Below are 13,486 nucleotides of genomic sequence, written 5' to 3'. Positions count from 1 at the left end.
GGTCCAGAACACCGTCACTCTTGCCGGGTACCCGTTCCGCGCGCTGCAGCACGGGGAACGCGTACACAGCAAGAGTGAGGCGCTTCAACACGCGAGCAGCGCTTCCGCCGGCGTCGGGCGAGGCGGCAGCCTGGCGACGCGATCGGCCGGCGCGACGCGGCCTGGCGAGCCCAACCGTCAGGCCTTGGTGCCGGTCAGCAGCAGGTACTCCCACTCCATCACCGCGCCGCTGTTGCCCAGCCGGCAGCGGGTGACCAGCTCGTCCAGTTCGCGGTCGAGGGCCGCCACCCTGTCGGGGTCGGCGGCGATGAACCGGTAGACCGCAATGGTCGGCCCGTAATGAGACGTGAAGTACTCGCGGAAATCTGACGGCTCGGCGAAATGATCGACCCGCACGGTCTTTCGATGCGCCGAGATGCCGGTGACCCGGTCGCCGAACAATTCCCGGACGTGGGCTTCGCTGCCCCAGAGCGGCGGGGGCTGGGCGCCGGGCGGCGGCGGTGGCGCGTACGGCTTCATGGTGGCGAACAGTTGCCCGATGAACCCCTCGGGCGTCCAGCTGAGCAGGCCGATGGTGCCGCCCTTCCGGCAGACCCGCACGAGTTCGTCCGCGCTGTGCTGATGATGGGGCGCGAACATCACCCCGACGCAGGACATCACCGTGTCGAAATCGTTGTCCGCGAACGGAAGTGACTCCGCATCGGCGGTCAGCCATTCGACGGAGGCACCGCGCGCAGCCGCCTGCGAGCGGCCGGCATCGAACAATTCGGGGGTCAGATCCGATGCGACCACGTCGGCGCCGATCAGCGCGGCGGGGATGGCGGCGTTGCCGGATCCGGCTGCGACGTCCAGTACCCGATCGCCGCGCCGCACCTTGCAGGCGTTGACCAGGGCCGGCCCGAGTGTGGAGATCAGGTCCGCGGCCAATTCGGGATAGTTTCCCAGCGCCCACATCGCCCGATGTTTGGCCTTCAGTTCGCGGTCGGCCTGCGAATCGGGCCCGGCTGCGGTGGTTGTCGTCATGAATTCTCCCCTGGAGTGGCGCGCCCGGCGGGATTCCGGCGCGGCGAATTGACACTCCTGACGGTAGGAAGTTGTCAGGGTCGGCACTACAGCGCCGACGCGTAGGTCGGTGGGCGACCGGACGGGTCAGGAGGCGGCCGGCGCGTAGTCGCCGCCGTGCACCATGGCGGCTGCGGCGGTCCGCTGGGCGGACCCGGAGAGCTCAAGCTTGCGGTAGATGGTTTGCAGGTGACGCTCGACGGTGCGGATGCTCAGGGTGAGCGCGGCCGCGATCTCCCGGTTGTCCTGTCCGGCCGCGACCAGCCGCAGCACCTCCCGCTCCCGGGCGGTGAGCGAATCCAGCAGTTCCGGCCGTGGGGTTCCGCTGTCATCGGGCACCGCGCGCAACGGCCTCGGACCGTTCCGTCGGTCCGGCTCCAGGAAATCGTCGACCTCCCGCCGGAAAACCGGCCAGGCCGGTTCGTCCTCCAGCAGGACATGATTGGCCGATTCCAGCGTCACCAATCTGGCACCGGGTATCTCGGCCGCCAGCCGCCGGCCCTCGGAGAAGTCGTTCATCTGATCGCCCCTGGCGTGCAGCACCAGGGTCGGCACCTCGATCCGGGCGAGCAACGGGCCGACGTCGACGTCACGGCGCTGTTCCCGGAAGGCGACCGCATTCGCGGTGGACGTCGACATCCGCATGAGGTCGTCGACCCAGCGCATCTGCTCCGGGCTGGCGCCGGGCATCAACATGTCGGTGAACACCCTGCGGAACCGGCCTTCCGGCCGCGCCCAGCCGACCTCGATCATCCGGGTGAAGGCATCCTCGAGTTCCGCGGACTCCTTGGTCGGGCCGAGGCTCGCTGTGTAGCTGCCGTGCAGCAGGAGCCGGGTGACGCGCTCGGGATGGCGGACCGCGTAGGCGATGGCGGTCGGGCCGCCCTGCGACATGCCCAGCAGCGCGAACCGGTCGAATCCGGCAGCCTCGATCACCGCTTCCAGGTCGTTGATCCGGGATTCGAACGCGAAGTCGGGCACCTCCCAGTCGGAGAGGCCGAAACCGCGCTCGTCATACCGAATTGTGGTGGCGATCTCAGCCATGCCGTTGACCCAGTGCCGCCAGACGGGGCTTTCCAGGTCGTACTCGAGGTGGCTCAGCCAACAGGTGGAGATGATCAGCGGCGGGCCGTGTCCGTGCTGCGCGTACGCGATCCGCACGCCGTCCGCGGACTGGCAGAAGCGCATCGACTGGGGCGGCAGGGAGCGTGCCATGCCCGGTAAGGGTAGACCTGCGGAGGTTCGCGAGGTTCCACGTTTTCTCGACAACGGCGCGCCGGACGGTGTCGCGTGGAGGCCCTGACCCTGCCCGCCTATCCTGCCGGGTATGACGACGCCGTCCACGAATCGCCCACTGCAGGGCAGGAATGCCCTGGTGACCGGCGCGGCCAGCGGGATCGGCCGCGCGATTGCCGCCCGTTTCGCCGCCGAGGGTGCGTCGGTGATCGCGGTGGACCGCGATGCCGATGCGCTGCGCACGGTCGGGGACGAGACCGGGGCGACACCGCTGGTGATCGACCTGTCCGACATCGACAACCTGCCGGCGGCCATCGAGTCCGTTGCCGGTGGCGTCGACATCCTGGTGAACAACGCCGGCATCCAGCATGTCGAGCGGCTCGAGCAATTCCCGATCGCCACCTTCGAGACCATCCTGCGGATCATGCTGACCGCTCCGTTCGTCCTGTCCCGCGCGGTGCTGCCCGGCATGTACGAGCGGGGGTGGGGACGGATCGTGCACGTTTCCTCCGCCCATGGTCGCCGCGCCAGCCCGTTCAAGGTCGCTTACGTGACCGCCAAGCACGGTCTGGAGGGGCTGTCGAAGGTGATCGCCCTCGAGGCTGCCGAGACCGGCGTCACCAGCAACTGCATCAATCCGGGCTATGTGCGGACCCCGCTGGTCGAGAAGCAGATCGCGGATCAGATGGCGGCGCATCGGATGTCCGAACAGGACGTGCTGAGCAAGGTGATCCTCGGCTCGTCCCCGGTGAAGCGGCTGATCGAGCCTGACGAGGTGGCCGCGGCCGCCGTTTTCCTCTGTTCAACGGCCAGCGCCTCCATCACCGGGTCCGATCTGGTGATGGACGGCGGGTGGGGAGCGCGTTGATCGGCAACGCCGCCAGTGCACCACAGCAGTGATCGATCGGAATTGGCGTAATGGATCGGCGCATACTTTTGCGCTGGGTCGTTCCTGATCGCTTCAGTAGTGCCTGCCGTTAGGGCACGATTCACGCATTCGGCCTACCTCCGTGTACCGCAGCCCTGATCGCGAAAAACGTTGCTGTTGACAGAACTTCGCTGCGGTGGTGGGGTCACGGAACCAACTATGGGAGCGTTGCCAGCCCCGCAGGTCAGTCCTGACACTGACCGGCGCGGCCGGTGAAAGCGCGTCCTTTTCCGTACCTGCATTCCGCAATTCCTTCCGGTCCGCGGCGTCGAGGGTGGTCAACGATGTTCACTGGTAGTTCCGCGCGCACATTCCGAACCCGGTGGTCGATCGGCCTCGCGGCGGCAATGCTTGCCGGCGGCGCCGGCTTCGGCCTGTCACTGGTTCCGGCTGCCGCCGAATCGGCGCGACAATCAGTACCCCGATCAGCACCGTCGGACGGTGACAGCGCCGCATGGCTCGATTCGCGGCGGCCGATCTCCGACCGGGTCCAGCGCCTGCTGAGCCGGATGACGCTGGCCGAGAAGGTCGGCCAGATGGACCAGCAACTCGTGACCGAGGTGGCCGCCACGGAGGGGACAGCGTGCGGCGATGCGGGTTTCGCCGTCCCGCGACCGGATTGTCTGGAAGAGGTGCTGGTCAATCAGAACACCGGATCCATTCTCGCTGGAGGCACCGAGAATCCGGTGGACACCACGGGCGAGGGTGGGGTCGGCAACACCGGCTACGACTGGGCGAATCAGTACAACATCATCCAGAGCTATGCGATCGAGAACTCGCGTTTGCACATTCCGGTGATCTTCGGCGTCGACGCGGTGCACGGCTTCGGGCATCCCTGGCAGGCTCCGCTGTTCCCGCACTCGATCGGGATCGGCGCGACGTGGAACCCGGCGATGGCCAAGGCGAGCGGTGCGGTCACCGCCAGGGCGACCGCCGCCACCGGATGGAACTGGGTGTTCGCGCCGGTACAGGATCTGCATCGCGACAACCGTTGGGGGCGAACGTATGAGACATGGGCGGAGCAGCCGGTGCTGGCCTCCGCGCTGGGTGCCGCAAATGTCAAGGCATTGCAGATCCCGGCGAAGCGCCGCTCGTTGGGCGTCGCCGCAACCGTCAAGCATTTCGCCGGGTACTCGCAGTCCATCAACGGGCACGACCGGGCAGAGGCGCTGTTGCCGCTGAGCTACCTGCAGAGCACGATCCTGCCCGCCTACGCCGGCGGTATCGATGCGGGCGCATTGACGGTGATGGCGAACTCCGGTTCCATCAACGCGGTGCCCGCGCACGCGTCGCATTACCTGCTGACCGACATCCTGCGCGGTCAAATGGGTTTCGACGGAGTGGTGATCAGCGACTACCGTGACGTGCCGGCCCTGCAGACGGCCTACCACGTGGCGGCGGACCTGCCGGGCGCCATTGCCAAGGCGGTCAATGCGGGTGTCGACATGAGCATGCAGGTCTTCGACGCCGGTGAATGGCAGGCGGCCGCGATCGCGGCGGTGGAGAGCGGCGCCATCACGCAGGCCAGGATCGACGAGGCGGTGACCCGCATCCTGACGTTGAAGTTCAAGCTGGGATTGTTCGACCAGCCCTGCGTCCGCGATTACAGCAAGCCCTGCATCGACGCAGACAAGGCCAACGCCGCCGTGACGGCGGGCCGGCCGGCCGCTCTGAAGGCCGCGCGCGAGTCGATCACCCTGCTGCGCAACGAGAACGGCGCCCTCCCGCTGTCACCGAGCGACACGGTCGTCGTCACCGGACCGAGCGCGGACTCGATGACGAATCAACTGGGCGGCTGGAGCGTCAGCTGGCAGGGCGTTTTCGGCGCCGGCCACGTCTGCTGTATGGGTCCGGAGAACCAGATCCCGCCCGGATCGACAGTGCTCACCGGCATCCGCGCCGCCAGCCCTTCAGCGGTCTACGCCCCGGATCAGGCGTCGGCGCTGGCCGCGGCGCCGACGGCCAGCGCGTACGTGGTCGCTGTCGGGGAGAAGGCGTACGCCGAGGGACTGGGTGACAATCCGGCGCCCGCCCTGCCGCCCGACCAGCAGCAGTTGATCGCCGCCCTGCAGGCGACCGGCAAGCCGGTGATCGTCGTGGTGCTCGCCGGACGTCCGGTCGGCCTGGGACCGGCGGCCTCCGCCAACGGCGTGCTGATGGCCTACCAGGGCGGTACGGAGACGGGCCGGGCGGTGGCCGACGTGCTGTTCGGCAAGGTCAATCCCAGCGGCAAGCTGCCGGTCAGCTGGCCGTCGGACGCGCCCGCGGTGGGTGGCGACTTCCAGACCACCGCGCCCTCGCCGTTGGGTGACCAGCCGAAGTTCTTCGACCAGCTGCCGAGCACGGCGTCCGGCCCCGGGAGCGGCTACAACCCGCTGTACCCGTTCGGATTCGGCCTCTCGTACACCACCTTCGAGCGCAGCGCGCTGTCGGTGCCCGAACACGTGAACGCCGATGGCCGGGTCACCGCGCAACTCAAGGTGACCAACACCGGCGCACGGACCGGAACGGACATCATCCCGCTCTACGTGAACCAACCGGTGAGCGACGTCGTCACGCCGCCGCAGCGACTGGTCGGCTTCACCCGGGTCACCCTCGAGGCCGGACAGTCGAAGACGATCAAGATCAGGTTCGACCTGTCGGCGCTGGGTGTCAGCGGCGGGGACATCGACGCCGCCGGGCCGCCGGTCGTGCAACCCGGTTCCTACATCGCGCAGGTCAACAAGAACACGACCACTCCGTATGACGTCGAGGTCTCGGACACCTTCACGGTGCACTGAGCGAGGCCTGCACGACGCGAGTTCCGAAGGCCGCGGCACCCTCACCCGGGGTGCCGCGGCCTTCTGCGGACATGTGCGGCGCTCCATGCCCGGCCGGTGACCCGCGGGTCGGCGTTTCGGGTGGCCGCCGGGTTTGGGTGTGCGGCCATTCGGCGGGTTTAATGCCACCCTGTGACCGTCCTCTCCGGCGGCGCATGGCGCCGGGGCCGTGCGGAGAGGAAAATAGCCGATAGGCGGCGTGGCCATACGGCGTCGCAACACGGAGAGGTGTGCAGTGACCGTTTTTGCCCGCACTGTGACGTACCAGGGTCGCTCGGACACCGTCGACCGGGGCGTTGCCTTCATCCGCGACGATGCCGTGCCGGCAATCCTCGCGATGCCCCGGTGCATCGGCATGTCGGCCATTGCCCAGCGGTCGACTGGCCTGTGCATCGTGACGACGGCCTGGGAGTCGGAGGCTGCCATGCACGGCAGCGTGGTCAAGATCAGGCCGATCCGCGATCGCATCGCCCGGACCCTCGAGGGCACCGCCGAGATCGAGGAGTGGCGCGTCGCGGCTATGGACCGGCGGTACGACTCGAAGACAGCCGCCTGCGTGCGGGTGACGTGGCTCCGCGTACCCAGGGAAGCCACCGAAGCCTTCATCGACGATTTCTCGGCGGTCAGCCTGCCGGCGCTCAGGGCAATCCGCGGCTACTGCAGCGCGAGCGTGCTGGTGAATCCGGAGTGGGGTAGGGCCGCGATCACTGTTGCCTACGACAGCCCCGAGGCCGCCGAGCGCCGGCTGGCCCGTTCCGACGGCAAACACCAGTTGGGGTCCGACGTCATCGACGTAAAGCTCTTCGACTTGGTGATGCCGCACCTTCGGGTGCCGGACCTCGCCTCGTACTGACCTTCCTCCTCGCACCGATCTCTCCTCCTGCCGAACTCTCCTCCTGCGATCTCTCCTTTGACTGATGCTGTCCTCGCTGTTCCCGGTCAGCGTTGTCAGGTTTGCAGGCACGCCCTCCCGCTCGGTAGGTGACGGTTCCGGCCGCCCGGTGCGGTCGGGCCGGACAATACTGTGCGATCGTGAGCCGAGTGGCCAAGCGGCTGAACGGGTCTGAGTCGGGGGCGCGTATTCGAGAGTTTCCACGCGGGAATGCAAGTACATTTGACCGCATCGACAATTGCGCGAGACTCCACAGGGCGCAACGGAACGCGCCGATCGGCGAATGGTGCCGTTGGATCCGCGGGCTCGGAGCGCGTGGACGGACAGGCGGTCACCGCGGGGCACCGACGGCAGATGTCTTTGGCTGCGGCGGTCCGGTTCTCGCGGTCGGTGGTTCGTGCGTTGGTCGGGTGGAAAGCTCGGAGCTGTCGGTTCCTTGCCAGGCCGCCCGTGGCGATTCCTGATGCTCGGCCCGCCGGGCGGGAAGTGGCGTGACGGGCACACCGGGTCCCGGCGGGCGGTCAACCGGGAATTTCATCACGAACCCCGTTCAGGGAACGAGCAGCACCGAGCACTGGGGATGGTGGTGCACAACCTCATCGGCGACGCTTCCCCGGAAAAGCCTCGAAGTCCTCCCGTGCAGGCTCTCCCCGAGCACGATCACGTCGACGTTCAGTTCCTGAGCGCGGCGCAAGATGACCCTGGCGATGTCGGCCTGTGAGCCCCGAGTGATCTGGATGACCTGCCCGTCCGCCTTCACGCCTGAAGCGGTGAGTCGCGCGACGGCTTGGTCGCTCAGCGCCATCTCTCTGGCATCGGCATCCGCACCGCCCGTCACTGCGAGGCCCTCGCCGAGCATCTCTCCGGTCGTCGCCTGCTGTTCGGCCACGTGCAGGAGGTGCACGGTCCCGCTGGTGAGGTTGGCCAGGTTCTGCGCCGCGTCGAGGACGTTGTTCTCGTTCGATGTCACGTCGATCGCAACCAGCATCTGCTCAAACATGCGTGCATTCCTCAGTTCTCTGAGTGTGGGTTCGGGAGGCGGGCGACTCCGGGTCGTCGCCGCCACCGATACAGGTGGGTGTGGGCGGCCGGGTCCTGATCCACTGCCCGCCCGCAGATCGGTGATCTGCGGGCGGGCAGGGGGCGCGGTGCGGATGTGGGTCAGGGCGAGAGTTCTTCGAGGACCTGGCCTTTGGTCTCGATCCCGAAGAACTTGGTGGTCAGGCCGCCGATGACTGCGATGACGGCGAACAGCACGAAGACGTATTGGATCCCCACGCCGGCGACGATGAAGCCGACGAGGACGGGGCCGAGCGAGGATCCTGCGCGGAGCCAGGCACTGCCGAATCCGGTACCGATGGCGCGGAGCCGGGTCGGGTAGAGCTCGGCGGAGTACAGGTAGAGGGAGAACGCGATCGTCTGCAGGATGGCGTAAGTGACTGTTGCGCCGACCAGGACCTGCACAGCGGAGGTGGCGCCGAGCAGGGCGAGCGCGACCAGCGGGACCACGGCGAGCAGGAAAGCCGCGGTGTACCAGCGTTTCCGGCCGACCTTGTCGATCAGCAGAGCACAGGCGACGGATGCGGCGACACCGAACGCGGAGGTGGTCCACCCGTAGAGCAGGCTGGTCTGCAGGGGCACGTCGAACACCTGGGTGTACAGGGTGGGCAGCCAGGTGATCATGCCGTTGTTGATGGTGTACACGGCGATCCACAGGACCCAGATCATCAGGGTTCGCTTGAGGTAGATGCCCTTGAAAAGCTCCCGCCAGTCCGACTTCTGGGTCGCTCTCGGGTCGACCGGGCGGATGACCGGTTCGGGCAGCGGCTTGCCCTCCTTGACCGCTTCGTTCTCCAGCATGGAGACAATCTTGTCGGCCTTGCCGATCCGGCCCTTGGAGGCCAGCCAGCGGGGGGATTCGGGCATCAGAACCCGCAACGGGATCATGATGAGCGCCGGGATGATGCCGACGATGAACAATGCCTTCCAGCCGAAGTTCGGGACCAGGAAGTAGGCGGAGATGCCGGCGAACAGCAGGCCGATCGGGAAGATCAATTCGTAGAGCAGGAAGAACCTGCCACGCTTCTTGGCGCCGATGAATTCGTTGATGTAGGCGGAGGCCACCGGGACCTCGCCGCCGGTTCCGATGCCCTGCAGGAACCGGAACAGCATCATCGATGCCCCGTTGAAGGCGAACAGGCAGGCGACGTCCATCGAGACGAACAGGATGATGGTGATCAACAGGGTGGGAAGCCGGCCGATGCGTTCGGCCAAGTAGCCGAAGCCGATCGCGCCCACGAGTTGCCCGACATACCCTGCGGACAGGATCATCCCGACCTCGGCCGGGCTCAGGCTCCATTCCTTCACCAGCTGTGGCATCGCGAAAGCGATGACCAGCACGGTGTAAGCGTCGAAGAAGGTCGCGGATCCGATGATGACGCGGATCCAGAGCAATCGTCGGGTGACCGGAATCCGTTCCAGTCGGCCGACCAAAAGGGCGTTCGCATTGGCGTTGGCTTCCGCCTCGCCGGTGATATGAGTTGTCATGATGGTTTGGGTTTTCCTCGCCCTCCGCTGGGCGCGGAGTCCGTCGGGACTGCTGTGTCACCGAACCGGGTCACCTCGCGACTGGCGCAAAACGCAAGTGGCGATGGGGGTGTGGTCCCGGTGGGTGGGGGCCGCCGCAGTGTGCGGTAGGCCCGCCACCCCGTGATCCGCGGGCGTCGGCCGGGCGGATCGGTGCAGGGCACGGTCAATCGGCCCCGGGCGGCTTGCCCGGGGCCGATCAGTCGGCCGGACCATCAGCGGGCGTCGGCCGCGACTGATGGACGGTGGGTCAGATGATGCCGGCGGCCTTGAGGGCGTCGGCGATCTCGACGTCGGCACCCTCGGCCAGCGGCAGCAGCGGGCTGCGGACGGTGGCGTGGGCCAGGACGCCGCGGGAGACCAGGGCGTGCTTGAGGGCGACGGTGCCCTCCATGTGCGAGCCCCGGTGGTAAACGGCCTTGGTCAGCGGCAGCAGCTGATCGTGGATCTTCTTGGCGGCGGTCCAGTCCTGCGCCTTGCCGGCCTTGATGAACTCGACCAGCAGTTCGGGGGCCATGTTGCCGTAACCGACCAACAGGCCGTCGACGTCCATGATGGTGTGCAGCAGATACTCGTCGTGGCAGGAGAAGATCTGCAGGTCCGGGTACTCGCGGCGGAGCACCGGGATCTCGGTGTCCCAGCGGCGCATGTTGCGCACACCGTTCTTCGTCCAGAACACGCCTTCCTGGCCGGCGATCTCCAGCTGGGTGTCCAGGTTGTAGTTGGCCTTGGTGTTGTCCGGGTACTGGAACATGATCTGCGGCAGCCCGGCACCTTCCCAGATGGCCTTGTACCGGTCCTGCGGGGCGCCGTCCTGGTAGCCGAAACGCAGCCAGCCGTGTGACGGGTAGGTCAGGGCGGCCTTGGCGCCGGCGGCGACGGCCCGCTGGGCCTCCTCGACGGCGACCTTGGTGCCCTCACCAGTGATGCCGGCGATGATCGCGACCTGGTCGCCGACCTCGTCGACGAGGGTTTCGATGACCTTGACCTGCTCGTCCTGGGTCAGGAAGGTGCCCTCACCGGCGTGCCCGAGCACGACCAGTGACTTGACCCCGTCGACCGAGGCCAGGAACTTGCCCAGGTCGGACAGAGCGGCGTAGTCCACGTCGCCGTCGACCGTGAACGGGGTGACCGGGGCCGGGTTCAGACCACGCAGATCGAGGTTTCCGAGAGACATCGTTGACTCCTCCTCAGGAGACTGTGGGGAACGTTCCTTCGAGTGATCGCGTTGATCCCGGAACGTTTACGGGAACGATTGCAACTATCGCTGCTGACTGTGGTGTCGTCAACCCCCAGTTCGATGAGATCGCCATCACACCGTTCAGTCCTGGCCTACGGAACCTGCATGAGTCACCCCTTTGGTAACGGGGTCGCTCACCGAACGGTTAACGCACCTGGAGGTGTAGCTGACCCTGTCCGAATTCAGGTTATTAGTGATTCCCCGGACTATCACGCCATTCATAGCGCCACCCATCGAGAGCAACAATGATGACTGGGCCACAAGCATCCTTTCCCGGCGTCACGGTCCTATGACGGTGACCCGGGCCCCGGCCGGTCTGTTGTCCAGCGCCAGAGACATAACTCTCACTTGGGCGCTCTGTCAAGAGTGGGGAGTGCAGTCGAGGGGTCACGATTCCACTGTCCGGAGATTTGTCCGGCAATTGTCAGCAGCGACCTGCGAAGATCGTCCGGCCGTGACTCAATACCCCTCGAATGTCCCATACTGATCGAACAACGAAAGACTGAGCCGATCTCATTGCGATGCAATCAACCAGCTCCCCGCGGCGTCCTGTCACATCATCAACTGGACCTAGAGAGCAGCAAAACGCCCTCATCTCACGCGGTCTCACGATCACTCACTGGAGCGGGAAGGGTGCTCCGAACCCCGCTTCGACATTCTCATCTCGGTTCGCGACCACATGCTCCACCTCGTCGGCGGTCACTCACTCCATGTGTTCCGTTGACTGCTCGCGTATTGCTGTGCTCATCGTGCTGGCAGCTCGGGGATTGATCCCCTCTTCCGAAACCGGCCCGGCCGTGATAGGTGGCCAAACAATTCCTCAGTGGCCAGGTAATTCCCCACGGGGATTGGTCAGATAAATCCTCAGCTTGAGAACTGAAACCCTATGTTGGATAGTGCTCGAACACGGTCGCCTGCGGAGAGGTGTGCGGTCTTCGAGAAGATCAGTTTGGCCGAGGCGCTATTTGATTGGTGCTCAACTCGGCGGGCGGCGTGGCGGCGATGCCCTGCGAGGGTGAACGGCCTCCTCGGGCAGGTTCGCCGCGATCCACCGCCGTAGCGATGAGCGCGAAACAATGAGGCCCTTGTCGGTGCGCAGCCGTGAACTGATCATGGACACCGCGGTTCCGTCCTTCAACTGTTCCTCGATGTAGTTCCGGTACACCTCGATCGCCGGCCATGTCACCTTCCGCGACCGTTCATCGGACAACTCCGGGAACCACGCTGTGATCCGCCGCGCCCACGCCGCCTCGCCCGCTGGCGGACCACCCGGCACCAAACCCTCGGCGATGGCCGGCGCGAGGTACTTCCGGATCGTTTTCCTGTCCCAATGCAGGCTCTCGCTGATCTGTACCTGAGACCGCCCGGCCTCCCACTGCGCGAACAACTCGATGAGATCCACGACGGCGAAGCTCTTTCTGCCCATCACCTCCCCCGGCTACACCCGTGAGAAGGGCGAAGTGCCGGGATCCGCTGGTCGGCCAGCGGCCCGCAGGTGACCCGGAGGGCGGAGGTGATCGCGACCAGGGTGACCGCGGCGATGAAGGAGCGGGTCTGGTTGCCACCCGCAGAGCAAGGTGCTCTCAAGGGCACGTCGAACCTGTGCGGGGGAGACATCGTTGGCTCCTCCTCAGGGAACTCGCGGGAACGTTCCGGCGGGTGTCGGCATTGACTTCTGGAACGTTTACGGGAACGATTGCAACTATGGCCGCTCATCCAGTCGACGTCAACCCGCGCTTCCGAGAGATCGCCGTCACACCGGTTACCCTCGGCGGGGTGGTGACGTTGCGAGATGTGGCCCGGGTGGCCGGGGTCAGCATTTCAACCGCGTCCCGGGTACTGGACGAGCGGTTACCGACCTCGAAGACCGCTGCTGCACAACGGGTCCGGGTGGCAGCCGCCGACCTCGGCTACGTCCGTGACCCCCTCGCGTCCGCGATGCGCCGGTCCGGCACAAGCACCATCGGGGTGATCGTGCCCCGCCTCACCGACACCGTGATGGCCATGCTCTACGAGGAGATCGCCGCCGCGGCCGCCGCCCGCGGGCTGTTCGCCGTCGTCGCCACCACCCAGGACAGCCCCGAGGCAGAACGCGTCGCGGTGCAGTCCCTGCTGCACCGCCGGGTCGACGGAATCATCCGCGCCACCGCGCGCACCGGCTCGCCACTGCGGATCGACGGCGACAGCCAGCAGGTCCTGGTCCTGCGCACCGACGACATCCACCCGGCCTCGATCGGCGACGACCACCTCGGCGGGTACCTCGCCACCCGAAAACTCATCGACCACGGCCACCACCGGATCGGGCTGATCATGGGCCCGGAGTACGCCACCACCGCCGTGCAGCGCCGGGCCGGCTACCGGGCCGCCCTCACTGAAGCCGGTATTCGGCTGGACGACTCGCTCATCGCCGGCGACGCGTACACCATGGAAGCCGGCGAAGCCGCCGCCCGCACCCTGCTCGACCGCCCCGACCCGCCCACCGCCATCTTCGCGGTCAACGACAACAACGCCATCGGCGCCATGGCCACCGCCGCCGCCCGCGGCCTGATCATCCCCGACGACCTGTCGATCATCGGCTACAACGACATTCCCGTCGTCAGCCGTCTCCCTGTTCCGCTGACCACCGTCCGCGAGCCCTTCAACCACATCGCCCGCGGCGCAATCGACCTGCTGCTGGACGAAACCCCCAACGACACCGGGGAACCCCGCACCGTCGTCTCCAC

Annotated in this window: 10 protein-coding genes; 4 read left to right on the top strand and 6 right to left on the bottom strand. The window is 66.6% G+C overall.

Annotated elements, in window-relative coordinates; translation table 11 throughout:
* Positions 1-177: 177 nt before the first annotated feature.
* Both ACVBEQ_RS18360 and ACVBEQ_RS18355 read right to left on the bottom strand, forming a co-directional pair.
* A complete protein-coding gene (locus tag ACVBEQ_RS18360; RefSeq protein WP_447154742.1) occupies positions 178-1,023 on the bottom strand; it encodes a class I SAM-dependent methyltransferase in 846 nt (281 codons plus the stop codon).
* 126 nt (positions 1,024-1,149) lie between these two features.
* Positions 1,150-2,277, bottom strand: a complete 1,128-nt coding sequence (locus ACVBEQ_RS18355; RefSeq protein WP_447154741.1) for an alpha/beta fold hydrolase — start codon at positions 2,275-2,277, stop codon at positions 1,150-1,152.
* Positions 2,278-2,389: 112 nt separating this feature from the next.
* On the opposite strand from ACVBEQ_RS18355, the gene ACVBEQ_RS18350 reads away from it, so the two are divergent.
* The 3 genes from ACVBEQ_RS18350 to ACVBEQ_RS18340 all read left to right on the top strand — a co-directional run bounded on the left by ACVBEQ_RS18350 (position 2,390) and on the right by ACVBEQ_RS18340 (position 6,898).
* Positions 2,390-3,166, top strand: a complete 777-nt coding sequence (locus ACVBEQ_RS18350) for a 3-hydroxybutyrate dehydrogenase (protein ID WP_447154740.1) — start codon at positions 2,390-2,392, stop codon at positions 3,164-3,166.
* A gap of 344 nt (positions 3,167-3,510) precedes the next feature.
* Positions 3,511-6,006, top strand: coding sequence for a glycoside hydrolase family 3 N-terminal domain-containing protein (locus ACVBEQ_RS18345; RefSeq protein ID WP_447154739.1), 2,496 nt, complete (start codon positions 3,511-3,513; stop codon positions 6,004-6,006).
* 274 nt (positions 6,007-6,280) lie between these two features.
* Positions 6,281-6,898, top strand: coding sequence for a hypothetical protein (locus tag ACVBEQ_RS18340; RefSeq protein ID WP_447154738.1), 618 nt, complete (start codon positions 6,281-6,283; stop codon positions 6,896-6,898).
* A gap of 589 nt (positions 6,899-7,487) precedes the next feature.
* On the opposite strand, the gene ACVBEQ_RS18335 is transcribed toward ACVBEQ_RS18340, so the two are convergent.
* The 4 genes from ACVBEQ_RS18335 to ACVBEQ_RS18320 form a co-directional block, all read right to left on the bottom strand.
* Complete coding sequence (locus ACVBEQ_RS18335) at positions 7,488-8,003, bottom strand: universal stress protein (protein ID WP_447154737.1); 516 nt, start codon at positions 8,001-8,003, stop codon at positions 7,488-7,490.
* Positions 8,004-8,098: 95 nt separating this feature from the next.
* Entirely contained in the window at positions 8,099-9,484 is a 1,386-nt protein-coding gene (locus ACVBEQ_RS18330) for an MFS transporter (protein WP_447154736.1), read from the bottom strand.
* 289 nt (positions 9,485-9,773) lie between these two features.
* Positions 9,774-10,700, bottom strand: coding sequence for a dihydrodipicolinate synthase family protein (locus ACVBEQ_RS18325; RefSeq protein WP_447152783.1), 927 nt, complete (start codon positions 10,698-10,700; stop codon positions 9,774-9,776).
* Positions 10,701-11,739: 1,039 nt separating this feature from the next.
* A complete protein-coding gene (locus tag ACVBEQ_RS18320) occupies positions 11,740-12,189 on the bottom strand; it encodes a hypothetical protein (protein WP_447154735.1) in 450 nt (149 codons plus the stop codon).
* Positions 12,190-12,467: 278 nt separating this feature from the next.
* On the opposite strand from ACVBEQ_RS18320, the gene ACVBEQ_RS18315 reads away from it, so the two are divergent.
* On the top strand, positions 12,468-13,486 hold a 1,019-nt coding region (locus tag ACVBEQ_RS18315; protein ID WP_447154734.1), incomplete at its 3' end, for a LacI family DNA-binding transcriptional regulator.

It is taken from the genome of Nakamurella sp. GG22, assembly GCF_052976845.2.
This window is presented reverse-complemented; position numbering and strand designations above follow the sequence as displayed.

Bases quoted from the DNA above. Each gene is read 5' to 3' on its own strand.
- ACVBEQ_RS18360 (WP_447154742.1), bottom strand. From the start codon at position 1,023: ATGACGACAACCACCGCAGCCGGGCCCGATTCGCAGGCCGACCGCGAA.
- ACVBEQ_RS18355 (WP_447154741.1), bottom strand. From the start codon at position 2,277: ATGGCACGCTCCCTGCCGCCCCAGTCGATGCGCTTCTGCCAGTCCGCG.
- ACVBEQ_RS18350 (WP_447154740.1), top strand. From the start codon at position 2,390: ATGACGACGCCGTCCACGAATCGCCCACTGCAGGGCAGGAATGCCCTG.
- ACVBEQ_RS18345 (WP_447154739.1), top strand. From the start codon at position 3,511: ATGTTCACTGGTAGTTCCGCGCGCACATTCCGAACCCGGTGGTCGATC.
- ACVBEQ_RS18330 (WP_447154736.1), bottom strand. From the start codon at position 9,484: ATGACAACTCATATCACCGGCGAGGCGGAAGCCAACGCCAATGCGAAC.
- ACVBEQ_RS18325 (WP_447152783.1), bottom strand. From the start codon at position 10,700: ATGTCTCTCGGAAACCTCGATCTGCGTGGTCTGAACCCGGCCCCGGTC.
- ACVBEQ_RS18320 (WP_447154735.1), bottom strand. From the start codon at position 12,189: ATGGGCAGAAAGAGCTTCGCCGTCGTGGATCTCATCGAGTTGTTCGCG.